Source organism: Glycomyces sp. NPDC046736 (assembly GCF_040645615.1).
Lineage (GTDB): Bacteria > Actinomycetota > Actinomycetes > Mycobacteriales > Micromonosporaceae > Glycomyces.
In genome coordinates this window covers 25731-51364 of record NZ_JBEYYO010000009.1, presented here as the reverse complement: position 1 = coordinate 51364, position 25634 = coordinate 25731, and the positions used below count along the sequence as shown (strand labels likewise).

18 protein-coding genes are annotated in these 25634 nt (G+C 69.6%); 15 read left to right on the top strand and 3 right to left on the bottom strand.

All coding sequences use genetic code 11. The features are described from left to right. Positions 1–97: 97 nt before the first annotated feature. Positions 98–1183 carry a glycine cleavage system aminomethyltransferase GcvT gene (gene gcvT / locus AB0B28_RS11015; RefSeq protein ID WP_360119593.1) on the bottom strand — a complete coding sequence of 362 codons (1086 nt, stop codon included), beginning with the start codon at positions 1181–1183 and terminating at the stop codon, positions 98–100. A gap of 80 nt (positions 1184–1263) precedes the next feature. Here gcvT and AB0B28_RS11010 point away from each other — a divergent pair, with 80 nt between their 5' ends. Further along, entirely contained in the window at positions 1264–2721 is a 1458-nt protein-coding gene (locus AB0B28_RS11010) for a leucyl aminopeptidase (RefSeq protein ID WP_360119591.1), read from the top strand. Between the two features lie 49 nt (positions 2722–2770). Here AB0B28_RS11010 and AB0B28_RS11005 read toward each other — a convergent pair whose 3' ends face one another. Further along, positions 2771–3106 (bottom strand): oxidoreductase, encoded by a 336-nt coding sequence (locus tag AB0B28_RS11005; protein ID WP_360119589.1) that lies wholly within the window; start codon positions 3104–3106, stop codon positions 2771–2773. Positions 3107–3321: 215 nt separating this feature from the next. On the opposite strand from AB0B28_RS11005, the gene lpdA reads away from it, so the two are divergent. The 8 genes from lpdA to AB0B28_RS10965 all read left to right on the top strand — a co-directional run bounded on the left by lpdA (position 3322) and on the right by AB0B28_RS10965 (position 15891). Then, on the top strand, positions 3322–4710 hold the full coding sequence (gene lpdA / locus AB0B28_RS11000) for a dihydrolipoyl dehydrogenase (protein ID WP_360119587.1): 1389 nt from the start codon (positions 3322–3324) through the stop codon (positions 4708–4710). A gap of 27 nt (positions 4711–4737) precedes the next feature. Continuing rightward, on the top strand, positions 4738–6441 hold the full coding sequence (gene sucB / locus AB0B28_RS10995; protein WP_360119585.1) for a 2-oxoglutarate dehydrogenase, E2 component, dihydrolipoamide succinyltransferase: 1704 nt from the start codon (positions 4738–4740) through the stop codon (positions 6439–6441). Between the two features lie 183 nt (positions 6442–6624). Continuing rightward, the gene (locus tag AB0B28_RS10990) at positions 6625–7056 is read left to right on the top strand and encodes a hypothetical protein (RefSeq protein WP_360119583.1); all 432 of its coding nucleotides are present in this window, start codon (positions 6625–6627) and stop codon (positions 7054–7056) included. Positions 7057–7211: 155 nt separating this feature from the next. Then, positions 7212–8180: an aminoglycoside phosphotransferase family protein gene (locus AB0B28_RS10985; protein WP_360119581.1), complete on the top strand. Its 969-nt coding sequence runs from the start codon at positions 7212–7214 to the stop codon at positions 8178–8180. A gap of 56 nt (positions 8181–8236) precedes the next feature. Continuing rightward, the gene (locus tag AB0B28_RS10980) at positions 8237–9052 is read left to right on the top strand and encodes a class I SAM-dependent methyltransferase (RefSeq protein WP_360119579.1); all 816 of its coding nucleotides are present in this window, start codon (positions 8237–8239) and stop codon (positions 9050–9052) included. 275 nt (positions 9053–9327) lie between these two features. Beyond that, a complete protein-coding gene (locus AB0B28_RS10975; RefSeq protein WP_360119577.1) occupies positions 9328–10947 on the top strand; it encodes a carbohydrate-binding protein in 1620 nt (539 codons plus the stop codon). Positions 10948–11134: 187 nt separating this feature from the next. Beyond that, entirely contained in the window at positions 11135–12781 is a 1647-nt protein-coding gene (locus tag AB0B28_RS10970) for an FAD-binding dehydrogenase (protein WP_360119576.1), read from the top strand. A gap of 500 nt (positions 12782–13281) precedes the next feature. Next, the gene (locus AB0B28_RS10965; protein ID WP_360119574.1) at positions 13282–15891 is read left to right on the top strand and encodes a transglycosylase domain-containing protein; all 2610 of its coding nucleotides are present in this window, start codon (positions 13282–13284) and stop codon (positions 15889–15891) included. A 53-nt stretch (positions 15892–15944) separates the two neighbouring features. Here the strand turns inward: AB0B28_RS10965 and AB0B28_RS10960 are convergent, their stop codons facing one another. After that, positions 15945–17186, bottom strand: a complete 1242-nt coding sequence (locus AB0B28_RS10960; RefSeq protein ID WP_360119572.1) for an amino acid deaminase/aldolase — start codon at positions 17184–17186, stop codon at positions 15945–15947. Positions 17187–17311: 125 nt separating this feature from the next. On the opposite strand from AB0B28_RS10960, the gene AB0B28_RS10955 reads away from it, so the two are divergent. From AB0B28_RS10955 to AB0B28_RS10930, 6 genes are read left to right on the top strand one after another with little or no spacing between them, the layout of a single operon-like run. Further along, the gene (locus AB0B28_RS10955) at positions 17312–18619 is read left to right on the top strand and encodes a D-arabinono-1,4-lactone oxidase (RefSeq protein WP_360119570.1); all 1308 of its coding nucleotides are present in this window, start codon (positions 17312–17314) and stop codon (positions 18617–18619) included. A gap of 33 nt (positions 18620–18652) precedes the next feature. Then, entirely contained in the window at positions 18653–19450 is a 798-nt protein-coding gene (locus AB0B28_RS10950) for a pyrimidine reductase family protein (RefSeq protein WP_360119568.1), read from the top strand. Between the two features lie 46 nt (positions 19451–19496). After that, the gene (locus AB0B28_RS10945; protein WP_360119566.1) at positions 19497–19742 is read left to right on the top strand and encodes a helix-turn-helix domain-containing protein; all 246 of its coding nucleotides are present in this window, start codon (positions 19497–19499) and stop codon (positions 19740–19742) included. Further along, positions 19735–21447, top strand: a complete 1713-nt coding sequence (locus tag AB0B28_RS10940) for an ATP-binding protein (protein WP_360119565.1) — start codon at positions 19735–19737, stop codon at positions 21445–21447. Before AB0B28_RS10945 ends, AB0B28_RS10940 begins: the two co-directional genes overlap by 8 nt. Positions 21448–21470: 23 nt before the next feature. Then, the gene (locus AB0B28_RS10935; protein WP_360119563.1) at positions 21471–22625 is read left to right on the top strand and encodes an exonuclease SbcCD subunit D; all 1155 of its coding nucleotides are present in this window, start codon (positions 21471–21473) and stop codon (positions 22623–22625) included. Next, positions 22625–25057, top strand: coding sequence for an SMC family ATPase (locus AB0B28_RS10930; RefSeq protein WP_360119561.1), 2433 nt, complete (start codon positions 22625–22627; stop codon positions 25055–25057). The genes AB0B28_RS10935 and AB0B28_RS10930 overlap by 1 nt, the downstream gene beginning before the upstream one ends. Positions 25058–25634: the final 577 nt, after the last annotated feature.

Genomic DNA, 25634 nt, shown 5'->3' with positions numbered 1-25634 from the left:
GGATGCGGCGTGCCTGACATGTGACTCCTTCGTCCGCGAGTTTCGGTAAACGTTATCCGAGAACGTCGCGGCAGGCAAGACCAGGGCCGCGCAGAGCCTACTTGGGCGTGGCTTTCGTGAAGGGGGGCTTGACGACTCGCACCGGCAAACGCCGTCCACGGACGTCGAGTTCGAGCTCGGCCCCCGGCTTGTACGACGCGTCCAGGAGCGCCAGCGCGACGCCCTTCTTCAGCGTCGGCGCGTGCCCGCCGGAGGTGGTCTCGCCGACCGTCTCGTCGCCGTCCATGACGCTCATGTGCGCGCGCGGAACGCCCTTGCCGGTGGCCTCCAGGCCCCACAGGCGCCGCTTCGGGCCTTCAGCCCGCTCGGCGGTGAGCGGCTCCTTGCCCCAGAACTCGGGCTTGTCCCAGCCGATCGCCCAGATCAGGCGCGCCTGCACCGGGGTGATGTCGGCGCTGAGGTCCTGGCCGTGCAGCGGGTAGCCCATCTCCAGGCGCAGCGTGTCCCTCGCGCCGAGCCCGCACGGGACGGCACCGGCGGTCAAGAGCGCGTCCCACAGGTCCCCCGCCGCTTCGTTGGGGACGACCAGCTCGTAGCCGGTCTCGCCGGTGTAGCCGGAGCGGCACACGATCACGTCGGCGTGGTCGACCAGGTGCTCACGGAAGGTCATGTACTCGTGGTCGTGCGGCAGCCCGAGGTAGCCCAGGAGGTTCGGCGACTCCGGGCCCTGCACCGCGATCACCGCGAACGAGCGGTGCACGTCGCGGACCTCGACGCCTTCGGGCGCGGCCTCGGCGAGGAGCCGCGCGACTTCGGCGGTGTTGGCGGCGTTGGGGATGAGGAAGACCTCGTCGTCGCCGAAGCGGTAGGCGATGAGGTCGTCCACGACTCCGCCGTCCTGGTCGAGGCACAGCGTGTACTGCGCGCCCCCGGCCTCGATCCGGTCGAGGTCGTTCGCGAGGCAGCGGTTGACGAACGCGGCCGCGCCGGGCCCGCGCACCCACACCTTGCCCAGGTGGGAGACGTCGAACACCCCGACCTTGCCGCGCACGGCCTGGTGCTCGGCGAGCACCCCGCCGGGGTACTGCAACGGCATGTCCCAGCCGGCGAACTCGGCGAACTTCGCGCCGAGGGCGAGGTGTCGGTCGTGCAGGGGGGAGGTCAGCGGTGACGTGTTGGACATGGGACAGAGCCTATCGCGCGTGTCCCAGTGGCTAGGATCGGAGCATTTGATCCCCGTACCTGAACACCTAAGGATGGATCGTGACTGATCTGATCAGCGCTTCCGGCGACGCGGCGAGCGTCGACGCCGACGTGCTCGTCATCGGCGTCTTCTCCGGCGAGGACGCCCCCGAACTGCCCGAGAGCGCCGCAGGCGTGGACGCCGCGTTCGGCGGCCGCCTGGCCGCGCAACTGGCCGCCCTGGGCAACACCGGGAGCGCGTCCTCGCTGACGCGCCTGCCCGCGCCCGAAGGCCTGGCCGCGACGCTCGTGTACGCCGTGGGCCTGGGCGAGGCCACAGACCTCGACGACGAGACGCTGCGCCGCGCCGCCGGGACGGCCGTGCGGGCCGCGTTCGGGCAGGCCTCGGTCGCGATCGCGTTCGAAGGCGACCCCGAGGCCACCGCGACCGGCGCGGCCCTGGGCGCCTACAAGTTCGCCGGCTACAAGACCGACGGCAACGGCGACGACGCCCCCGAGACGATCAAGGTCCTCGGCGCGACCGAGGCCGCGGTGGTCAAGGCGAGCGTGCTCGCCGAGTCCGTGGCGCAGGTCAAGGACTGGGCCGACACGCCCGCGAACCTGCTGCGCCCGCCCGGGTTCGCGACCGAGATCGAGCAGGCCGCCCGCGCGGCCGGACTCGACGTCGAGATCCTCGACGCCGCCGCGCTCACCGAAGGCGGCTACGGCGGCGTGCTCGCCGTCGGCGGCGGCTCGGCGGCCGAACCGCGCCTGGTGCGGCTCTCCTACCGGCCCGAGGGCGCGAAGGCGCACGTCGCGCTGGTCGGCAAGGGCATCACGTTCGACTCCGGCGGCCTGTCCATCAAGCCCACCGCGGGCATGTGGGACATGAAGGGCGACATGGCCGGGGCGGCGGCCGTGGTCGGCGCGACCCTCGCGGCCGCCAGGCTCGGCCTGGCCGTGAACGTCACGTGCACGGTGGCGCTGGCCGAGAACATGGTCTCGGGTTCGTCCTACCGGCCCTCCGACGTGGTCACCATCCGCAACGGGATGACCGTGGAGGTGCTCAACACCGACGCCGAGGGCCGCATGGTCCTGGCCGACGCGCTGTCGCGGGCGGTCGAGGACGGGCCGGACGCGGTCTACGACGTCGCCACGCTCACCGGCGGGCAGCTCATCGCGCTGGGCCGCCGCACGATGGGCCTGATGGGGACCGAGTCCGAGACCGAGCGGCTGCGCCGCCTCGGTGAGGCGACCGGCGAGCAGGGCTGGCCGATGCCGTTCCCCGAGGACATCGTGAAGCTCATGGAGTCCCCGATCGCGGACGTGTCGCAGTGCGCGACCGGTCTCAAGCGGGACGGCCACATGGTGCAGGGCGGGGTGTTCCTGTCGAAGTTCGTGCCCGAGGAGCTGCCTTGGGCGCACCTGGACATCGCGGGCACGGCCGACTCGGACTCGGCGTACGGGTACATCGCGAAGGGCGCCACCGGCGCTCCGGTGCGGACCCTGGTCGCGCTGCTCGAAGAGCACGCCGCTTAAGGAACGCGAAACGCGGCCGACCCGATTCGGGTCGGCCGCGTTCGTCTGCTCACTGGTTGCGCTGCTGCTCCAGTTTGCGCCTGGCGTCGAAATCGCGTTTACGTTGGGGATACCCGGTCTTGGCCACTTCGTACACCGGGACGTTGTGCTTGCGCCCCAAGGCGAAGGCGCCCGCCGGGCCGTCGATGCGGCGCCGGGTCCACTCGCCGTCGTGGGCGATGAGCATGACGGTGGTCTCGGTGACGGTGGTCTTGGGCTCCACGTAGGCCTCGACACCGCTGCGCGTCTTGATGAAGTCGATGAGATGCCGCTGGTCAGTGCTGTCAGAGGCGCGGTCCAGCGTCCCGTTCCCCTGTTTCTTCCTCTTCTTGCCGAACAAGCCCACAGCCGCTCCTTCTGCACCCTTGGAGGCGTCGACTCTCAAGCGTACACACGCGCGATGAGGCCTGTGTCCAGCCGCACACGAACTGGACTTTCCGAAGGTCCCCGCAAGCGGTTGAATGGTGTTGCACACTCCAACCACCGGGTCTGGGCGATCACGAGTCGCGTCCGGTGGAAGGATGGTCTCTGATACCGATGGATCGTTAAGTGGGGAGAGCAATGAGCGACCCGAACGCAGGATACGACGTGGTCATCCTGGGCGGTGGCAGCGGCGGATACGCCACCGCGTTCCGCGCGGCCGAACTGGGGCTGTCCGTGGCCCTCATCGAGAAGGACAAGGTCGGCGGCACCTGCCTGCACCGCGGCTGCATCCCCACCAAGGCACTGCTCCACGCCGGCGAGGTCGCTGACACCGCGCGCGACTCGGAGCAGTTCGGCGTGCTCGCCGAGTTCAAGGGCGTCGACATGCCGGCGGTCAAGAAGTACAAGGACGACGTCGTCGCCCGCCTGTACAAGGGCCTCCAGGGCCTGGTCAAGGCCCACAAGGTCGAGTTCATCAACGGCACCGGCACGCTGGTCGGGGCCAACAAGGTCCAGGTCGACAACGGCCAGACCGTGACCGGCAAGCACGTCGTGCTCGCCACCGGCTCGTACTCCAAGACCCTCCCGGGCCTGGAGATCGACGGCGAGAAGATCATCGCCTCCGAGCACGCGCTCGAACTCACCGAGCTGCCGAACAAGGCCATCGTCATCGGCGGCGGCGTCATCGGCGTCGAGTTCGCCTCCGCCTGGAAGTCCCTGGGCGTCGAGGTCGAGATCATCGAAGGCCTCCCCCGCCTCATCGCGGCCGAGGACGCCGACTCCTCCAAGCAGCTGGAGCGCGCCTTCCGCAAGCGGGGCATCAAGTTCCACACCGGCAAGTTCTTCGAGAAGGTCGAGAAGACCGCCTCGGGCGTCCAGGTCACCATCCAGGGCGGCACCGTCGTCGAGGGCGACCTCGTGCTCGTCGCGGTCGGCCGCGGCCCCGTCACCGACGGGATCGGCTACCAGGAGCAGGGCATCAATATGGACCGGGGCTTCGTCCTGGTCGACGAGCACCTCCAGACCAACGTGCCCGGCGTCTACGCCGTCGGCGACATCGTCCCCGGCGTCCAGCTCGCGCACCGCGGCTTCCTCCAGGGCATCCACGTCGCCGAGCACATCGCGGGCCTGAACCCGGGCGTGATCGACGAGACCGGCATCCCGCGCGTGACCTTCACCGAGCCCGAGGTGGCGTCGGTGGGCCTCAACGAGGACAAGGCCAAGGAGAAGTACGGCGCCGACAAGATCAAGTCGGTGTCGTTCAACCTCGCGGGCAACGGCAAGTCGATCATCCTCAAGACGCAGGGCTTCATCAAGCTCGTCTCGGTCGAGGGCGGCCCCATCGTCGGCGTCCACATGGTAGGCGCCCGCATCTCCGAGCAGATCGGCGAAGCGGAGCTGATCTACAACTGGGAGGCGTACGCCGACGACGTCGCGAACCTCATCCACATGCACCCGACCCAGAACGAGGCGATCGGCGAGGCGGCCATGCTGCTGGCCGGCAAGCCGCTGCACGTCCACGACTAAGAACGACAACAGGAGTTGAACGAAACGATGTCGACATCGGTAACGATGCCCGCCCTCGGTGAGTCGGTCACCGAGGGGACCGTGACGCAGTGGCTCAAGCAGGAGGGCGACACCGTCGAGGTCGACGAGCCCCTCCTGGAGGTCTCGACCGACAAGGTCGACACCGAGGTCCCGTCCCCGGTCGCCGGCGTGCTCATCAAGATCGTGGCCGCCGAGGACACCGACGTGGAGGTCGGCGGGGAGCTGGCGATCATCGGCGACCCGTCCGAGGCCGGAGGATCGGCCCCGGCCGAGAAGCCCGCCCCGGCCGCCGAGTCCGCTCCCGAGCCCGAGGCCGAAGCGGCCCCGGCCGCCGAGGAGGCACCCGCGAAGGAGGCCCCCGCGGCCGACTCCGGTCCCGCCTCCGGCACCGAGGTGCTGCTCCCCGAACTGGGCGAGTCGGTCACCGAGGGCACGGTCACCCAGTGGCTCAAGGCCGTCGGCGACGACGTCGACCTGGACGAGCCGCTCCTGGAGATCTCGACCGACAAGGTCGACACGGAGATCCCGTCCCCGGCCGCCGGGACCCTGCTGGAGATCCGCGTCAACGAGGACGAGACCACCGAGGTCGGTTCCGTGCTCGCGATCATCGGCTCCGGCGACGCGGCCCCGGCCGCGAAGTCCGAGCCGACGCCTGCGGTGAAGTCCGAGCCCGAACCGGAGCCCGCTCCGGCGAAGGCCGAGTCGACGCCCACCAAGCCCGCCCCGGCCGCGCCCGAGGTCACCGAGGGCCCGGCCGTGACGACGCCCTCGGCGTCCAAGCCGTCCGGCTCCTACGTGACCCCGCTGGTGCGCAAGCTGGCCTCCGACAACGGCGTCGACCTCTCCGAGGTCACCGGCTCCGGTGTCGGCGGCAGGGTCCGCAAGGAGGATGTCCAGGCCGTCATCGACGCCAAGAAGGCGCCGGCCCCGGCCGCCGCCGAGGAGAAGGCCGCACCGGCCGCCCCGGCCAAGGTCGAGGTCAGCCCGCTGCGGGGCCGCACCGAGAAGATGAGCCGCCTGCGCCAGTCCGCGGCCAAGGCCCTGCTCCAGTCGATGCAGACCATGGCCCAGCTGACCACGGTGCGCGAAGTGGACGTCACCAAGGTGGCCAAGCTCCGCGCGGCCAAGAAGGACGAGTTCCTCGCCCGCCACGGCGTCAAGCTCTCCTTCCTGCCGTTCTTCTCGATCGCCGCGATCGAGGCGCTCCAGCAGTACCCGATCGTCAACGCCTCCATGAACATGGAGGAGAAGACGGTCACCTACCCCGAGGCCGAGCACGTGGGCTTCGCGGTGGACACGCCCAAGGGCCTCATCGTCCCGGTCGTCAAGAACGCCGGCGACCTGAACATCCCGGGCCTGGCCAAGCGCATCGCCGAGATCGCGAAGAAGGCCCGCGAAGGCGGCCTGGCCCCCGACGACCTGTTCGGCGGGACCTTCACGATCACCAACACCGGTTCGGTCGGCGCCCTGTTCGACACGCCGATCGTGCCGCTGGGGCAGTCCGCGATCCTCGGCACCGCCGCGATCGTCAAGCGCCCCCGCGTGATCAACGACCCCGACCTGGGCGAGGTCATCGCGGTCCGCTCCGTCATGCACCTGACGCTGAGCTACGACCACCGCCTCATCGACGGCGCCGACGCGGCCCGCTACCTCGAAGCGGTCACCAAGCGCATCGAAGAGGGCAACTTCGAGCACCAGCTCGGACTCTAAGAGCAAGGCTCACAGGGGCGCGGCGGGGACACCCGCCGCGCCCCTGCGGCGTTCGGCCGCCGAGGCTCGTGCATCCGCGTCCTGCATCGTCAAGTTGTCACCAGTACCCGTAACCGGAAACACCTGTCCTCGTTGTTCCTACAACCCACCTTTTGTGACCCCACGCGGAAGTTAGGAACTCGAATGTCAATCGAGTACAACGAACTCCTCGCCATGTTGATGGAAACGCGCCCCGAATTCGCCACCGAGCTGTACTACTGCACCGAGGGTCCCGACCTCCCCGAATACGACGACATCAGCGTCTCCCGCCGCACCCTGACCCTGCCCGAACAGCAAGGGCGCCTGCGCGTCTGCGTCGCGGCCGCCTACGCCAAGGACGGCGAGCGCGTCCTCGCCGTGCTCTTCGACGCCGTCCTCGAACCCGACCCGGCCCAGGCCGAGTCCTGGCTCCAGTTCATGACCGACGCGCAGCGCGCCCTCAGCTGCATGGTGGCGTTCGTGGTCCTGTGCCGCGACGCCAGGACCGCCCGTTGGGCACTCACGTACAGCACTGTGGGCGACATCGGCTGCTATGTACTGCCCGTGGTGATTCCATCTTTGCTGGCGAACGCCTAGAATGGAACCCGGCCCCTCGACGCCGTCCCCACCACGGCGGCGGGGGGCCGCTCGCATACCCGGCGCCACCTCGGGTTCCGCCGCTCCACAGCGCGAGCGGCGGCCACTTCGATAAAGCGATTGCGAGCCGGGCCCCAGCGGTCGAGACTCGACACATGTCCCGATTCGGACCCACGGTCCCCTACGACGCCACTGCGATTCGCGCCACATGGCCCACGCTCCCCGCCGACGTGCGCGCCCGCATCGCGAAGGAACTCGGCGGCGAACCGGCCGAGATCCGCATGGCCGGAGGCGGATTCAGCGGCGGCTTCGCCGCCCGGGTCCGCTCGAGCTCAGGGGCCGAACTGTTCGTCAAGGCCGCCGGAAGGGACAGATCCTGGGCGCTCGACGCCTACCGGCAGGAAGCCCGCGTCAACCAGGCGCTCCCCCACGACGTTCCCGCCCCGCGCCTCGAATTCGCCGCCGACTTCGAAGACTGGACCGTGCTCGGCTTCGAAGCCGTGCCCGGCAGGGCCCCGACGCTCCCGATGGACCCCCGCGACCTCGACCTCATGCTCGACGCCTGGGCCCAGGCCGCCGCCGCGCTCACGCCGGCACCGCGGGCGCTGCTCGACCTCGGCGTCGCCGCCGAACCCATCGACGACAATCTCCGCCAGTTCACCTCCGTGGCTTCGGGAAAACTGGAACCGTTCTTCGTGCCGCCCGCGCTGCAAGGCCGCGTCGAAGAACTGGCCCGGCTCGAATCCGGAGTGGACGAGGCGCTCGAAGCCGACTCGGTGATGCACTTCGACCTGCGGCCCGACAACATGATCGTGGGCGAGAAGCGGGCCTGGATCTGCGACTGGAACTGGGTCCAGGTCCACTCGACCTGGTTCGACACCGCGTGCTTCCTGGTGGCCGCGCACGGGGACGGGCACGACGCCGACCGCCTGTTCTGGAACCACCCGACCGCCGCCGGAGTCACCGCAGCGCAACTGGATTCGGCGCTGGCGTGCATCGCCGGGTACTACCTCGGCGAGTCCGCCAAGGACCCGATCCCCGACGTGTCGCCGTACCTGCGCGCGCACCAGCGATGGAGCGGCCTCGCGGCCGCCGACTGGCTCACGCGACGGCGCGGCTGGTGACCATATTATGGAATGATGCTCTCAATAATTGGTATGCACGCGATATGGTCGGGCGCATGACAAGAGAGACGGCGACCTACGTCCACGGCCACCACGCCTCGGTGCTGCGCTCGCACACCTGGCGCACGGCGGAGAACTCGGCGGCCTACCTGCTGCCGCACCTCCAGGAGCACCACCGGATCCTCGACATCGGCTGCGGGCCGGGCACCATCACCGCCGACCTGGCCGCGATCGTCAAGAGCGGCAATGTGATCGGCGCCGACCATGTGGCGGACATCCTGCCCAAGGCCGCCGAGGAGGCGGCCCGGCGGGGGCTGTCGAACGTCACGTTCGAGCAGGCCGACGTGCACCGGCTGCGATTCGAAGACGACACCTTCGACGTCGCCCACGCCCACCAGGTGCTCCAGCACGTGGGCGACCCCGTCGCGGCGCTGCGGGAACTGCGCCGCGTGGTGCGCCCGGGCGGCCTGATCGCGGTGCGCGACAGCGACTACGCCGCGTTCACGTGGTTCCCGACCTCGCAGGGCCTCGACGCATGGCTCGACCTGTACGAACGCGTGGCCCGCGCGGGCGGCGGCGAACCGGACGCGGGCCGCAGACTCAAGTCCTGGGCGCTCGACGCCGGCTTCACCGAAGCCCAGGTCACGTCGACCTCATCCACCTGGACCTTCGCCGACCCCGAGACCCGCACCTGGTGGGGCGATCTGTGGGCCGACCGCAGCCTCCACTCCGACTTCGCCAAGCAGGCACTAGAAGGCGCCCACGCCACCCCCGAAACCTTGCACGCGATCTCGAACGCCTGGAAGACCTGGGGCCAAGACGAGCGGTCCTGGCTCATGATCCCCCACGGAGAAATCCTCTGCCGAGTCTGAGCGAAGCGCAAGGGGCCGAAGGACTCTGATCCTTCGGCCCCTTGCGCGTGCCCGCCGCCGTGCGCGACGTTTGGCGATTCGTGCGCCGGGTGCGGCTGCGCTGCCGGTTGCGGCGGTGGATGCAGTGTGGACTGGTATGAACACAAGGGACGAAAAAGCATCAGATTTTTCTATATAGAAACTTTACAATCAATTAATCTGGCTCTAGGCTGAGCGCGTGGCCACACCACAGTTCTCATCGAACCTTTCGCATGACCTGCGAGAAAGGCCTGAACATGAGTCCTCGAAGGAGCATCGCCGCGGTCAGCGCCGCGGTGCTGACCGGAGGCGCCGCGCTCATCCTCAGCGCGCCCGCCACGGTCAACGCCCAAGAGTCCCTTTCCCCTCCGCCCGCCGTTGACGTCGACCCCGCGGTGCTCGCCGCGATGGAACGCGACCTCGGCCTCACCACCGAAGAAGCCCTCGACCGCCTCGCCGCAGAGGACGCGGCGCTGGAGATCGAGTTCCTCGCCGCCGCGTCCCTCGGCGACGAGTACGCCGGCACCTGGATCACCGACGACGGCGCGATCGCCGTCGCGGCCACCGTGCCGTTCGCCTCCACCCTCGACGCCACGGGCTACGAATCCCTGGTCGTCGACTACTCACTCGCAGAACTGGAGACCTTCTCGGCCGACGTGACGGCCGCGCTCGACCGCCTCGACGGCGACGAGATCCACAGCTGGTACGTCGACCTGCCCGGCAACTCGATCGCGATCGTGGCGCCCGACGCCGCGTCCGCCGAGAAGGTCGCCGACGAGGCCGGCCTGGCCGACGGGGCCTGGTCCCTCACGGTCGAGGCCGACCAGCCGGTCCCCTACCAGGGCACCATCCGCGGCGGCGACGCCTACAACATCGCCGGGCAGTCCCGCTGCTCGGTGGGCTTCTCGGCCACGCACCCGACCTACGGGCAGGGCTTCGTGACCGCGGGCCACTGCCGCATCGGCAACGGCCAGATCACCGGCGGCACCGGCGCGGGCGGCCAGTTCCGCCTCTCGCAGTTCCCCGGTGAGGACTGGGCCTACGTCCAGGCCGGTTCCGGCTGGCAGACCTCCCCCAACGTCAACCGCTACGACGGCACGAACGTGCAGGTCGCCAACGGCACCGAAGCGGCCGTGGGCGCCTCGGTGTGCCGCTCCGGCTCCACCACGGGCTGGTACTGCGGCGTCATCCAGGCCAAGGGCGTGAGCATCACCTACCCCGAAGGCACGCTGACCGGCATGACCCGCACCAGCGTGTGCGCCCAGCCCGGTGACTCGGGCGGCTCGTACATCTCCGGGAACTCCGCCCAGGGGATCACCTCCGGCGGCGCGGGCAACTGCCCGAGCGGCTGGACGGTGTACGAACCGCTCAACCGGGCGCTCCAGCGCACCGGGGCCACCCTGGTCACGACCGGCGGCACCCAGCCGGGGTTCAACATGTCGGTCTCGCCGAGCTCGACGAACCTCAACCCCGGCCAGTCCGCCACCGTGACGGTGTCGACCCAGACGACTTCGGGTAGCGCCCAGACGGTGAACCTGTCCGTCAGCGGCGCCCCCTCCGGCGTCCAGGCGAGCCTCAGCCCGACCCAGGTCACCACCGGGGGCACGGCCACGCTCACCGTCAACGTCGCGGCCTCGGCCGCGTCCGGCACCCATACGATCACCGTCACCGCACAAGGCACCGTCACCAGGACGGCCACGCTCACGCTGGTCATCGGCGGCGGAGGCGGCGGCGAGACCACCTGGCAGACCGGCACCGCGTACCAAGTCGGCGCGCAAGTGGTCTACAACGGGGTCCAATACCGCTGCACCATCGCCCACACCTCCCAGTCCACCTGGACCCCGGACGTGACTCCGGCCCTGTGGGCCAGGGCCTGACCCGAGTCCACCCTCCGCCCGGCGGGACCGAGCCGACCGGCAAGGCTTGGCCCCGTCGGGCACCGCACGCCCGCGCCCGCACTCCGGGCGCGGGCCCTTGCCGTCGCTCACCCGCTGCCGTAACCTCCTGGAACACAAGCTGTTAAGCGAGATTCGATGCCGCGAGGCCATGCGAGAGGTACAGGCGATGGACAGCGACGTCATCGTTATCGGGGCCGGGTTGGCCGGACTGACGGCCACGTGCGAACTGGTGCGGCTGGGCAAGACCGTCACGCTGGTCGACCAGGAGGGCGAGCAGTCGCTCGGCGGCCAGGCGTTCTGGTCCTTCGGGGGGCTGTTCCTGGTGGACTCGCCCGAGCAGCGCCGCATGGGCGTCAAGGACTCGCAGGCCCTCGCGTGGCAGGACTGGCTCGGCAGCGCCGGGTTCGACCGGCCCGAGGACGAGTGGCCGCTCAAATGGGCCGAGGCCTACGTCGACTTCGCGTCCGGTGAGAAGCGGGCCTGGCTGCACTCGCTCGGGGTCAGGTTCTTCCCGGTCGTGGGCTGGGCCGAACGCGGCGGGTACACCGCGCAGGGGCACGGGAACTCCGTGCCGCGCTTCCACATCACCTGGGGCACCGGGCCCGGGCTGGTCGAGCCGTTCGCGCAGCGCGTGCGCGAGGCGGCCGCCGAAGGCAAGGTGCGCCTGCGCTTCCGGCACCGGGTCGACGAGCTGACCGTGACCGACGGGGCCGTCACCGGGGTATCCGGCACGCTGCTGTCCCCGGACGAGTCGGCGCGCGGGGTCGCGACCAGCCGGGAGGCGCTCGGCGACTTCGCGATGAGCGCCGAAGCGGTCGTGGTGACCTCCGGCGGCATCGGCGGGAACTTCGACCTGGTGCGACGGAACTGGCCCGAGCGCCTCGGGAAGGCCCCCGAGCGCCTCATCTCCGGCGTCCCCGAGCACGTGGACGGCCGGATGCTCGGCATCGCCGAGACCGCCGGAGCCGACCTGATCAACCGCGACCGGATGTGGCACTACACCGAGGGCATCGAGAACTGGGACCCGATCTGGCCCCACCACGGCATCCGGATCCTGCCAGGGCCCTCGTCGCTGTGGCTCGACGCCACCGGCAAGCGCCTGCCCGCGCCGTTGTTCCCCGGGTTCGACACGCTCGGGACACTGGAGCACATCATGACCACCGGCCACGAGTACACGTGGTTCGTGCTCACCCAGAAGATCCTGGAGAAGGAGTTCGCGCTCTCAGGGTCGGAGCAGAACCCCGACCTCACCGGGAAGGACGTGAAGCTGCTGCTCAAGCGGGTGCTGCCGGGGGCTCCGGGGCCGGTGGAGGCGTTCAAGAAGCACGGCTCGGACTTCGCGGTGGCCCCGACGCTGCCCGAGCTGGTCGCCAAGATGAACGCCATCACCGGGGAGGACCTGCTCGACTTCGCCACGGTCAAGGCCGCCGTGGAGGCGCGCGACGCCGAGATGGCCAACACGTTCACCAAGGACCTCCAGGTCACCGCCCTGCGCGGGGCCCGGAACTACCGCGGCGACAAGCTCATCCGGGTGGCCACCCCGCACCGCCTGCTCGATCCGAAGGCGAGCCCGCTCATCGGGGTGCGGCTGAACCTGCTCACCCGCAAGACCCTGGGCGGGCTGCACACCGACCTCGACGGCCGGGTCCTGCGCTCGGGCGGCGAAGCGCTTCCGGGGCTGTACGCGGCGGGCGAGGCCGCGGGCTTCGGCGGCGGGGGCATGCACGGCTACCGGTCCTTGGAGGGCACGTTCCTGGGCGGGTGCCTGTACTCGGGCAGGCAGGCCGCGAGGGGCGTGGCCGCGGGGTCCTGAAGGACGCGAAACGTGTGATAGTTCACCAACCCGGGCACACCGGGCCCATGCAGCGCGCCTGCACAGGCGTGGCATCGGCGGTCTAAGGTGGGCGTTGAGCGGCATTCCTCACCCGCCGAACCGAGCACTCCTCGCCTACGGGGCGTGGTCCGCTAACATCCGATGTTCTGCGGATGTCCGCCGGGCCGACCATCTCTCCGGCGGCGCTCGCCGAAGCAGCCCCAGGGCCGCGCAGCGCGGACCGGCACCTCACAACTCGTGGATGGTTGAGCATGAGCGACTTTCAACGCCCCGGCCCCAGCCCCCAGGGCCCGCAGTTCGGCCCTCCCTCGCGCCCTCCGGCAGGTCCTCCTCCCGGCCCCGGCGCGGGTTCGGGCGGCTCGACGTTCGGTCCCCCGCCGCCGCCCATGGGTCCTCGGCGCCCGCCGCCCCCACCGTCCGGCTCCGCTTCGGTGAAGCCGCCGCCGGGGCCGCCGCCGGGCGCTCCCGGAGCGGGCAACATGGGCCGCGCCTCGGTCGTGGGCGCCGCGAAGCCCAAGACCGAGAAGGGCGCGTCAGGGCCCGGACGCAAGGGCAAGAAGAAAAAGAAGATCTCGGTGCGCCGCCGCCGCGTGTACGCGGCGCTGATCATGGTCTGCCTCATGTTCCTGGGCGCGATCACGGTGGCCGGGTCCTGGTTCTTCGAGAGCGTGCCGCCGCCGCAGGACCTCGAATTCGGCGAGTCGACCACGTTCACCTACAGCGACGGGACCACCCAGATCGCCGGTTACGGCGAGTACACCCGCAAGCTCACCGACACGTACGGCGAGATCCCGCCGACCGTGGTCTGGTCGCTCTTGGCCCTGGAGGACAAGGACTTCTTCGAGCACGAGGGCGTCGACTACAAGGGCACGATGCGCGCCCTGGTCAACAACATCAAGGGCGGCGACACGCAGGGCGCCTCGACGATCAGCCAGCAGTACGCGGGCATGGTCATGGACCTGCGCGACGACATCTCCTACGGCCGCAAGGCCCAGGAGGCGGTCATGGCGATGAAGCTGGAGCAGGAGAACTCCAAGGAGACGATCCTCCTCCACTACCTCAACCTCAACTTCTACGGCCGCGGCTCCTACGGCATCGCCGCCGCCGCCGAGGTCTGGTTCAACAAGCCGCTCATGGAGCTGACCTGGGGCGAGGGCATGATGCTGGTCATGCAGGTCAAAGCCGGTGACGGCTCGTTCGACCCGCTGCTGAACATCCCCGAGGGAGAAGAGGTCAACCCCAAGGCGTTCGACCGGTGGAAGCACGGCATGGACTCCCTGTTGACCATGACCGACGACCTCGAAGGCCTTGAAGGCGACCAGATCGCCGAGATCGAGGCCCAGCTCGAAGCCGGGATGCCCGCCACCTTGGACCGGTTGGCCAACCCCGGCACCTGGGGCCACGACACCACCACCGGGTTCATCACCAACCCCACCGACGGCTACATCTGGGAAGAGCTGGAGCGCCGCTACGGCCTCACCAAGGACGACTTCTACGGCAAGGAGAAGGACACCGGCGGCTACACGGTGGCCCTGACGATCGACCAGGAGATCCAGAACCTCGCGGTGGAGACCGCGAGCCGCGGCGACCTCAAGCGCATGACGAACGACGAAGGCCAGTTCGTCGACGACGAGAACAACCCGGTCGAAGAGCGCGCGGCCGCCGCCGAGTACGTGAACGGCGACGACTACTTCGAGTTCGAGAACGACAACAAAGAAGCGGCGCTGTACGACTACAACGAGTCGATGGCCAGCGCGGTCGTGGCGGTCGAGCCGGGCACGGGCCGGGTCCTGGGCTATTACGGCGGGGACAACGGCCTGGGCATCGACAAGGCGGGGCTGGAGAACCCGCACCCGCCGTCCTCGACGTTCAAGATGATCACCGCGGCGACCGCGATCGAGAAGGGCGCGTCGATCGACTCGTGGTGGCGGTCACTCTCGCCGCGCGAGTTCGACACGTTGAAGGACTTCGAGGACAAGACGATCGCGAACTCGGGCGCGAACGAGGACGTGGACATGACGCTCACCGAGGCGGTGCGGCAGTCGAAGAACACCCCGATGTACGCGATCGCCGAGAAGTACGGGGCGACGGCGATCCTGGAGATGGCCGTCCACATGGGTGTGCGGGAGATGACGCAGACCGAGGACGGTGAGGCGGTCACGTACCGGTTCTACCGGGACGGGGACGGGAACATCACGTACTCGCGGCACGGCGTGATCGAGAACGAGGACGGTTCGTTCGTGACCGACGAGAACGGCAACATCGACAGATTCGCGTCGCTGGACGGAGAGGACGGCGACGGGAATCCGGTGCGGACCGAGTTGGACGCGTCCACGCCGAACTCGCCGTTCTACTACCACGTGAGCTTCGGGCAGTACCCGACCTCGGTGTCCAATATGGCCAGTGTGTACGCCACGATCGCGGCCGACGGCGTCTACAACGAGATGCACTACGTCGAGGCGGTCTACAACCGCGACGGGGAGAAGATCGAGCCGACCGGCAAGCCGCTGGAGTCGTACCAGGCGATCGACGCGGGGATCGCCCGGAACCTCCAGTTCGTGGGTTCGACGATCACCGGTGAGGGCGAGACCATCCGCGACAACCGGGCGCTGACGGGCAAGACCGGTACGTGGCAGGCCGCGGACAAGTACGGGAACGCCAACGCGCACACCTGGTACGTGGGCGCGGTGCCGCAGTTGAGCATCGCCGCGTGGGTGGGGAACGCGACGGCCGAGTCGGCGCCGCTGTTGAACCGGGACGGCGGCACGGACGGCGTGTACGGTTCGCGGCTGAGTTATCCGGTGTGGATCCAGTTCATGAACGGGGTGATCGACGCGAAGGGCTTCGAGGCGACGAGCTGGCAGGAGGCGCCGCACGCCGGGAGTCCGATCGTGGACGACATCATGAACGGGGAGGGGAAGATCGACGCGGACAGTCCGTACTGCGCGACGAACCCCGGTGACGGCCGGTGCGCTCCGGCGGCGCCGCCAGAGGGCGACGACGATGAAGAGTGCTCGCCGATCGAGGAGTTCTTGGGCCAGTGCACGCCTGGGGACGAGAACAACCGAGGTCGCGGGAACGACGACTGACCGATGACGAGGAAGGGGCCCGGCGATTCGCCGGGCCCCTTTCGAGTTGTGGCTTAGGCGAAGGCGCGGCCTTCGCCGCGGTAGGTGGGGACCTCGTCGACGATGCGGCCGCGCGAGTAGAGGTGCACGGTGTTGACGCGTTCGGCCAGTTCACCGGCTTTGGCGTGGCGCATCCAGACCCGGTCGCCGATGGCGAGGCCGTCGGCGGCCCTGCCGCGCAGGGGCGTCTGGACTTCGCCGGCGCCTTCGGTCCTGGTGTAGCGCAGGCCGGTCGGGTAGGTCGGTTTGGGGAGGCGGTCGGGGCCGGGCACCCCGGAGGCGATCCAGCCGCCGCCGAGGGCGGTGGCGATGCCGCGGCGGGGGCGGCGCACGACCGGGAGGGCGAAGAACGCGGCGGGGATGGGCCGGATGGAGCGGTAGCCGTCGAACAGGGCGGGCGAGTAGAGCCCGGAGCCGGCCGCGATCTCGGTGACCGAGGGGTCGGCGGCGGTGGAGTGGACCGAGCCGGTGCCGCCGCCGTTGACGAATTCGAGGTCGGCCACGCTGCGGACGGCGGCGACGGCCTCGGCGCGGCGGGCGGCGAGCTCGGTCTTGGAGACGTGCTGCATGAGGCGGACGAGCGGGTAGCGAAGCGCGGCGGCGCCGACGGTGTCCTGGATGCCGGCGATCTGGCCTTCGTAGCCCATGATGCCCACGAGGTTCACGCCGGGGCGTTTCTCGATGACGTGGGCGAGGTCGAGGGCCTGCTCGGGGGTGTGGACCGGGGAGCGGTGGGCGCCGATGTGGACGCGGCCGCCGAACAGTTCGAGCGACACGTCCAGTTCGAGGCAGAGCCGCAGGGGCCGTGCGGGGTCGGGGGTGACGTGGCGGCGCAGGAAGTCGAGGTGCTCGACCGAGTCGACCATGAGGGTGACGCGGCCGGCGAGCTCGTCCTCGGCAGCGAGGGCGCGCAGCGCGTCGGTGTCGGCGGTGGGGTAGGCGACGACCACGTCGTGGCCGCCCGCGGCCAGCCAGAGCGCTTCGGGGAGGGTGAAGCCGAGGATGCCTTTGAATCCGGGCTGGGCGAGCGCGCGGTCCATCAGCGCCCGGCTGCGCAGGGACTTGCTCGCCAGCCGCAGCGGTTTCCCGATCGCGCCTCGGCGCAGGATGGCCGCGTTGGTGTCGAAGGCGTCGAGATCGACGACGGCGAAGGGGGCTTGGAGCCCGGCCGTGGCGCGTTCGAGCTCGGCGAACCTCCGGTCGAGTGCGGCCGGAGCGGCGGTCTTCGCCGAACCCGATGCTGCCTGGTGGCCCATCCGACTTCCCTTCAGCAGGTCATGTGGGGTTAGATGAAAGCTACCGTGAAGTACACCTCATGTTCAACCGGTGTCGTGGGAAAGCGTAGCCGTCGAAGGGACTGGCGATTATGGATGCCGCCGAGATGGATTCGGCTCGATGGCAGAACTGGGCGAGGACCGAGAGCGCCGATCCGGTGCGCGTGGTCCGGCCCGAGGGGGTCGAGGAGCTCTCGGCGGCGGTGAGCGCCGCGGCCGGCGAGGGACTGCGGGTCAAGGCCGTGGGCGCGGGCCATTCGTTCAACGGCGTGGCCGTGGCCGACGGGGTGCAGCTGGACATGTCCGGTCTCGACCAGGTCGTCGAGGTCGATCCGCGGTCGGGCCTGGTGACCGTGGAGGCCGGGATGCGCCTGTGGGACCTCAACCGGGTCCTGGACGCGCACGGCCTGGCCCTGGAGAACATGGGCGACATCGACCAGCAGACGATCTCGGGGGCGATCTCGACCGGGACGCACGGCACCGGGGACCGCTACCGGGGATTCGCCTGGCAGGTCAAGGGGTTGAAGCTGGTGCTCGCGGACGGTTCGGTGGTGGCGTGCACCGAGTTCGAGCGGCCCGAGTTGTTCGCCGCCGCGCGGCTCGGACTGGGCGCGCTCGGGGTGATCGCCGAGGTCACGCTCCAATGCGTCCCGGCGTTCCGGCTCAAGGCCACTGAAAGGCCCGAACGGTTCGACGCGGTCCTGGAGGGCCTGGACGCGCTCGTGGCCGACAACGACCATTTCGAGTTCTACTGGTTCCCGCACACCGACCGCACCCTGACCAAGCGGAACAACCGGTACGCGATGTCGGAACCGAGCCGCTCGCCCAGCCGCCTGTCGTACTGGTGGAGCGAGACGTTCACCGAGAACGCCCTGTTCGAGGCCAGCAACCGGTTCGGGGCGAAGTTCCCGCGCCTGGTGCCGCGGCTCAACCGGATCGCCGGGCGGGTCTGGAGCGCCCGAAGCTACACGGACGTGTCGCACCGGGTGTTCGCCTCGCCGAGGTCGGTGAGGTTCCGCGAGATGGAGTACGCGCTGCCGCGCGAGGCCCTGCCCGAGGCGCTGCGGGAGCTTCGGGCGCTGGTCGACCGCGAGGGGCACACGGTGTCGTTCCCGGTGGAGGTGCGCTTCGCGGCCGCCGACGACATCTGGCTGTCCACCGCGCAGGGGCGGCGCACCGCTTACGTGGCGGTGCACCAGTTCCACCGGCACGAGCACGAGCGGTACTTCGCCGACTGCGAGAAGGTCTTCGCGGACGCGGACGGCAGGCCCCACTGGGGGAAGATGCACTCGGCCACGGCCGAGCAGCTCACCAAGCGCTACAAGCACTTCGAGGACTTCCGGCGGGTGAGGGACGAGGTCGACCCCGAGCGGCGGTTCGCCAACGCGTACCTGGAGCGGGTCCTCGGCCCCTGACCGGGTGTCACAGGGGTGGGCTACGTTGTCGCCGTGGCACAGGTGGAGTACCGACGACTCGATGACTTGACCGACGACGAGGTGTACGCGGCGTACGAGGCGCCCCGGCCGGACTGGCTGCGCGTCAACTTCGTCTCCAGCGCCGACGGCGCGGCGACGTTGGACGGCCTCTCGGGTCCACTTTCGGGTGAAGAGGACAAGCGGGTGTTCAAGGTCCTGCGGGCCCGCTGCGACGTGCTCATGGCCGGTTCGGGGACGGTGCGGGCCGAGGAGTACAAGGAGCTGAAGCTCTCCCCTGAGCGCAAGGCCTGGCGGCTCGCGCGGGGGCTCCCCGAGGTCCCGGTGATGGCGATCGCCTCCCGCACCGCGCATCTTGATCCGCAGGCGCCGATCTTCACGCGCGCCCCGAGGCGCCCGATCCTCATCGTCCCCGCCGACCTCCCCGAAGCGGCCGTCAAGCCCTTCAAGGAGGTCGCGGACGTGATCGCGGTCGGCATCGGCGCGGTCGACTACACCGCGGCCGTGGCGGCGCTGCGCGAGCGCGGCCTGCGCCAGATCCTCTGCGAAGGAGGCCCCCACGTCTTCGCCGACCTGACCGCCGCCGACCTGGTCGACGAGCTCGACCTGACCCTCTCCCCGAAACTCGTGGGCGCGGGCCCGATGCGAATAGCAGAAGGCCGGGCCGCACCTGAAGCGCGGCCGCTCGTGCTGCGACACGTGCTCGAAGCCGGGGGCAACCTCATCCTCCGCTATCTGCGCCCTCGAGAAAACGACACGCGATCGAACATAGGACGTGTGTTCGATCACAATGGCGTCACCGGTACCCCTTAGCTCTCGTTGAACCCGGGAAATACCAGATCTCGATCGGCGGTGACCCATGACGCAAGTCCGATATCGATTCCGGCTCTACCCGACGAGCGCGCACCGCAGCGCGCTCGCGCGGGGATTCGGATGTTGCCGAGTGGTCTTCGCGCGGCGAGGTTCCACACAAGCCCAGCTCCCGGCTGGGGACTGCGAGGAAGCAGCAATCACCACTGTCGCGAGGCAAGTGGCCGCCTCCAGGCGGAATCTCCCCCGGTCACGGGGGAGAGAAGGTCAACTGCGAGGATCGTCGGATGAGTGAATCGGTGGGGCGCGTGCTCGGCACGGAGGACGCGACGCCTCTGTCGTTCTGGGTCGGGGTCGGGCCGGAGGCGTACGCGCAGCTCGACGACGTGCTCACCACCGAGCGGCAGGTGCCGGGGGTCGGCGCGGTGCGGATCTCGGGCGTGGTCACGTCGGTGCGCAGCCGCCACGAGGGCGCCCAATTCGACTCCGACGTGTTCGACATCGCCGGGGGCCTGCTCCCCGCGCAGGTCCAGGAGGCCGCCGAGGTCACCGTGACCCGCGTCGAACCCGAGGTGTTCGTGCCCCCGCGCCCCGGCGCGGAGGTACAGCGGGCCGCCGGTGAGGACCGCGACCGGGCCCTGTACTTCGACGGCATGGCCCGCCAAGTGCCCCTCGGGTTCTCGCGCGACGGGCAGCCGGTGTTCCTCAACCCGGACTTCCTCGACGGCACGCGGGGCGCGCACGTGTCGATCTCGGGGATCTCCGGCGTGGCCACCAAGACCTCGTTCGCGACCTGGATGCTGTACTCGCTGCTGCACTCGGGCGCGCTGGGGGCCGAGGCCGCGAACACCAAGGCGCTCATCTTCAACGTCAAGGGCGAGGACCTGCTGCTTCTCGACCACGACAACACCAAGATCGACGAGACGATCCGCGACTCCTACCGCAGGCTCGGCATGGAACCGGGCGCGTTCAAGTCCGTGGAGGTCCTCGCGCCGCCGCGGGAGGGCGACTCGAACGGGATCCCGGACGTGGCGTGCCGGTCCACCGGCGTGGACGCGTTCTACTGGACGCTCGCCGAGTTCTGCCAGCTCAACCTGCTGCCGTTCGTGTTCGCCGACGGCGACGACGACCGCCAGCAGTACACGATGGTCGTCCACCAGGTCGCCGCCCGCCTGCGAAAAGAGGCCCGCCCCAAGGACAACGGCGCGATCAGCGTCGACGGGCAGCTCCTCACCAGCTACCGCGACCTCGTGGACCTGATCTGCGAGCGCCTCGCCGACGACGAGACCCGCACCGAATGGGCGGGGTCGGCGATCGGCTTGGGCACCGTCAACGCGTTCATCCGGCGGCTCATCGCCTCCGGCCGCGACATCGGCCGCCTCATCCGCGGCGACCTGCCCCCGAGAGGGGCCGCGCTCGCCTCCGACGCGCAGGTCACCGTCGTTGACCTGCACAACCTGCCCGACCGGGCGCAGCGGTTCGTCGTCGGCGTGGTCCTGCGCACCGAGTTCGAACGCAAGGAGAAGGCCGGGACGGCCCGCCCGCTCCAGTTCGTGGTCCTCGACGAGCTCAACAAGTACGCGCCGAGGGAGGGCACCAGCCCGATCAAGGACATCCTGCTCGACATCGCCGAACGCGGCCGCTCGCTCGGGGTGATCCTCATCGGCGCGCAGCAGACCGCGTCCGAAGTGGAGCGGCGGATCGCGTCGAACTCGGCGATCCGCGTCGTGGGCCGACTCGACGCGGCCGAGGCCACCCGACCCGAGTACGGGTTCCTCACCCAGGCGCAGCGGATGCGTGTGCTCATGGCCAAACCGGGCACCATGTTCGTCGCGCAGCCCGAACTGCCGGTGCCGCTGGTGGTGAACTTCCCGTTCCCCGCCTGGGCCACCAGGCCCGCCGAGGCCGGCTCGGCCCCGGCCGCCACCGCCAGGTCGGTCACCGCGAAGGTCGACCCGTTCGACCTGGCCGGCGACGACGAAGACGACATCCCGTTCTAGGGACCACGATCAGGGAGCGAGCTTTGCGGATTCTCCACACCTCCGACTGGCACGTCGGCGTCACCATGAAGGGCCGCTCGCGCCTGGACGAGCAGCGCGCGGTGTTCAAGCAGATCGTGGACACGGCGAAGGCCGAAGCGGTCGACCTGGTGATCGTGGCCGGGGACCTGTTCGACACCGCCTCGCCTTCCAGTGACGCGCAGAAGCTCCTCACCGCCGCGCTCTCGGCGCTGCGCGACTCGGGCGCCGAGGTCGTGGTCATCGCCGGGAACCACGACAACGGCAAGGCCCTCGAAGCCCTCCGCGGCTGGGCCCACGCCGCCGGGATCCACCTGCGAGGCAGCCTCGGGAAGGCCAAGGACCACATCATCACCGGCACCACGAAGGACGGCGAGAAGTGGCGCGTGGCGGCCCTGCCGTTCATCGCGCAGCGCCACGCGGTGCGCGCCGCCGAACTGTTCGAACTCGGCGCGGCCGGGGCCGAGGCGAACTACGCCGACCACCTCAGGCGCCTCGTCGCCGCGCTGACCCAGGACTTCGGCGCCGACACCGTCAACCTGTTCACCGGGCACCTGACCGTCGTGGGCGGCAAGGTCGGCGGCGGCGAACGGGAGGTCCACACCGTGGCCGACTACGCGGTCCCGGCCGCGATCTTCCCGCCCACCACTTCGTATGTGGCCCTGGGGCACCTGCACAAGGCGCAGGCGATCGTCGGGCCCTGCCCGATCCGCTACTCCGGCGGGCCGCTCGCGGTGGACTTCGGCGAAGAGGACCACACCCCGAGCGTGGCGATCGTCGAGGTCAGCGCCGGTGTCCCCGCCAAGGTGCGGACGGTGCCGCTCACCGCGGCCGTGCCGCTCAAGACCGTGCGCGGCACCTTGGAGCAGCTCGCAAAGACCGAAGTGGACGAGCGGGCCTGGCTGCGGGTCTTCGTGACCGAACCGGCCAGAGCCGGACTTCGAGGCGAGGTCGCCGACCTGTTTCCGGGCGCCGTCCAGATCCACATCGACCCGGTCCTGCGCTCTGGCGACGACAAACCGCGCGAGCGGCGCTCCGGGCGCAGCCCCGGCGAGCTGTTCACCACGTACCTCACCGAGCACGGCCACGACGACCCGGCCGTGACCGAGCTCTTCGCGCGGCTCTACGAAGACACCCAGACCGTCGCCGAGGAGGCCTGATGCGACCGGTTCGACTCGACCTCCAGGGCTTCGGCTCCTACACCGGCAGCGAGACCTTCGACTTCACCGACGCGGAGTTCTTCGCGCTCACCGGCCCCACCGGCGCCGGAAAGTCCACAGTGCTCGATGCGATCTGCTTCGCGCTGTACGGGCGCACCCCGAGGTGGCCGAAGTCGGCCACGCAGAACTCCCTCGCCCCGTCGGCGGTCGAAGGCCGGGTCCGGCTCGTGTTCGGCGCGGCGGGGCGGCACTACGTGGCGACCAGGATCCTGCGGCGCGACCGCAACGGCAAGGTCAAGACCACCACGGCCGCGATGGAACAGCTGCCAGAAGGCGTGAACCCGGCCGAGGACACCGAACTCGTCGAAGGCCTCGGCAAGGCCCTCGGCGGCAGCCCCAGCGAGGTCAACGCCGCGGCCGAGCGGATCATCGGGCTCCCGTTCGAGCAGTTCACCAAGTGCGTGCTGCTCCCCCAGGGAGAGTTCGCGGAGTTCCTGCGCGCCTCCTCGGCCGACCGGCGCAACATCCTGGAGAACCTGCTCGGCCACAGCGTCTACCGAGGTATTCAACAACGGGCCCGCACCAGGTTCGTGGACGCCGACGCCAAGCGGCAGGCCTACGAGACGCAGCTCGCCGGGATCAGTCCGATCTCCGAGGAGCAGCTCCGCGACGCCGCCGAACGCGTCGAACGCCTGGAGAAACTCGCCGAACCGGTGCGGGACAAGGCGAACGCGCTCGACGGCCTGGCGGCGGCGGTCGAGACCGCGCGGCGCAGGCTCACCGACGCGGAGGCGAACCTCGCCTCACTGACCTACATCAAGCAGCCCTCCGGGGTCGCCGACATCGCCGCGCAGGTCGCGGGCGCCGCGGCCGCGGTCAAGGAGAAGGCCGCCGAAGTCGAGGCCACCGAGACCGAAGACGAACGGCTCCGATCCGAACTCGACGGTCTCGACCTGGCCAAACTCGAACGCGACCTCAAGGCCTGGGCCGAACTCGCCGAGACCGAGTCGAAGCTCAAGACCGGGCAGGAGTTGACCGAGGAACTCCGCGAGCAGTTCGCCGAGGCCAAGGAACTCGAAGAGGCCGCGTCAGAGGAAGTCGAGATCCAGCACGCGGTCCTCCACAAGATCCGCATGGCCGAACTCGCCGGAACCCTCAGGGCCGGTTTGGAAGTCGGCGACGAATGCCCCGTCTGCGACCGGGCTGTGGAAGCGGTGCCCGAGCACGACCTGTCCGAGTCGATGCAGCAGGCCGAGGAGGCCTCGCGTACCGCGACGGTCGAGTTCAGGGACGCACAGGCCGCCGTGGTCTCGCTCCAGACCAAGTTGGAGAACTACGAGGAGCGCCTGACCGAGCTGCAACTGGCCGAACGGCGCTTGAAGAAGAAACTGGAGAACGTCCCCGAAGCGGCAGTGCTGCAACAACAGCGGGCGAACTCGGAGGAATCGCGCCAGCAGCTCGCGGGCACGGGCAACGCACTGAGGGCCGCGAGGCGGGCGCTGCGCGAGGCCGAAAAGCGCAAGACCACGGTCGACGAGCGCCAACAGCGGGCCTGGAAGGAATTCCAGCACGCACGGGACCAGGTGGCAGTGCTCGGCCCGCCCGCGGCGGGCGACGATCTGGCGGGAAGCTGGGCTCAGCTGGTCGAGTGGGCCGAGGCGTCACTGAAGCGAGCGGCCGAGGAACGCGAGGCGGCCCGGACGGAGCTGGCGGGGCTTGATGGACGGGCGGAGACGCTGCGGGGGGAGCTCAGGTTCGCGCTGGCGGAGTTCAACGTGGAGGTGCCGAGAAAGGGCACGGGCGGCGATTACGTCGCACGTCACGCGACGGCAGTGGAAGCGGCGAGGGCGGACTCGGCGAACCTGGCGGAGGCGCGGAGGCGCCGCATCGACCTGGAGTCGGAGATGCGCCGCTTCGCGGGGGAAGCGCTGGTGGCGAAGGAACTGGCACGGCACCTAGATGCACGCAAGTTCATGGAATGGCTGTTGAGCGAGGCGCTGGACGAGTTGGTGGCGGGCGCGACGGTGATGCTCAACCAGATCACCGCCGGGCAGTACGACCTGGTGTATCGAGAGCAGGACTTCTGGGTGGTGGACCACCACGACGCGGACATGCCAAGGCCCGCAAGGAGCTTGTCGGGTGGAGAGACGTTCGCGGCTTCACTGTCACTGGCGCTGGCGCTGAGCGACCAATTGGCGAGCTTGTCACGGCATGGGGCGAGCTTGGAATCGATCATCCTGGACGAAGGCTTCGGCACGCTGGACCCGGAGACACTGGACGCGGTGGCGACGACGCTGGAGGCCCTGACGCTCTCGGAGGGCCGCACGGTAGGCCTGGTGACGCACGTGGCCGAGCTGGCGGAGCGGGTGCCGGTGAGGTTCCGAGTCACGAAGGACGCCAAGGGCTCACACGTGGAGAAAACCTTCAGCTGATCGCGGGTGTAGGTCTTAAAGGGCGGCAGCGACGGCGGGGTGGGTGGCCGCTCGGGGCCGGTTGGTGGCGTTCGGGTGTGTGGTGGGGAAAAGTCAAAGGCGGCAGCGACAACGGGGTGGCGGGCCGGGCGGGGTCGTGTGGTGGCGGTCGGGTCCGGATGTGCTTGCGGCGCTTGGGGTTCGGGGTCGAATGTGAGGGTTGTGTACCCCTGTGGGTGATGACAGTGCCGCTGGTGGGTGGGATCATTGAGGTACGTACAGGGACATGGTTTTCGTACGGGTGGCGTGTTGGGTGCAAGCAGACTAAGCCAAGCCTCTGGCCCGCTCGTCACTTCGGCGAAGATCGAGCCGACCATCTCGCGCTCCCGATCTATCTAGGGAGTGGGTCGTTCCTCAATCCTTCGTGCGATCGGGTCTAGGTCGCTTCCGGCAGCTTGTCTCAGAGTGAGACATGGGATCAGGAAGGATCTAGAGATCACCTGGCCCGGATCACCTTGGCCAGGAGGCAGTGTCGGTAGAACGAGGCACACCGTATCGAGGCGGTCAGGACTGGCAAGGGAGCACGACACTCCCTCAC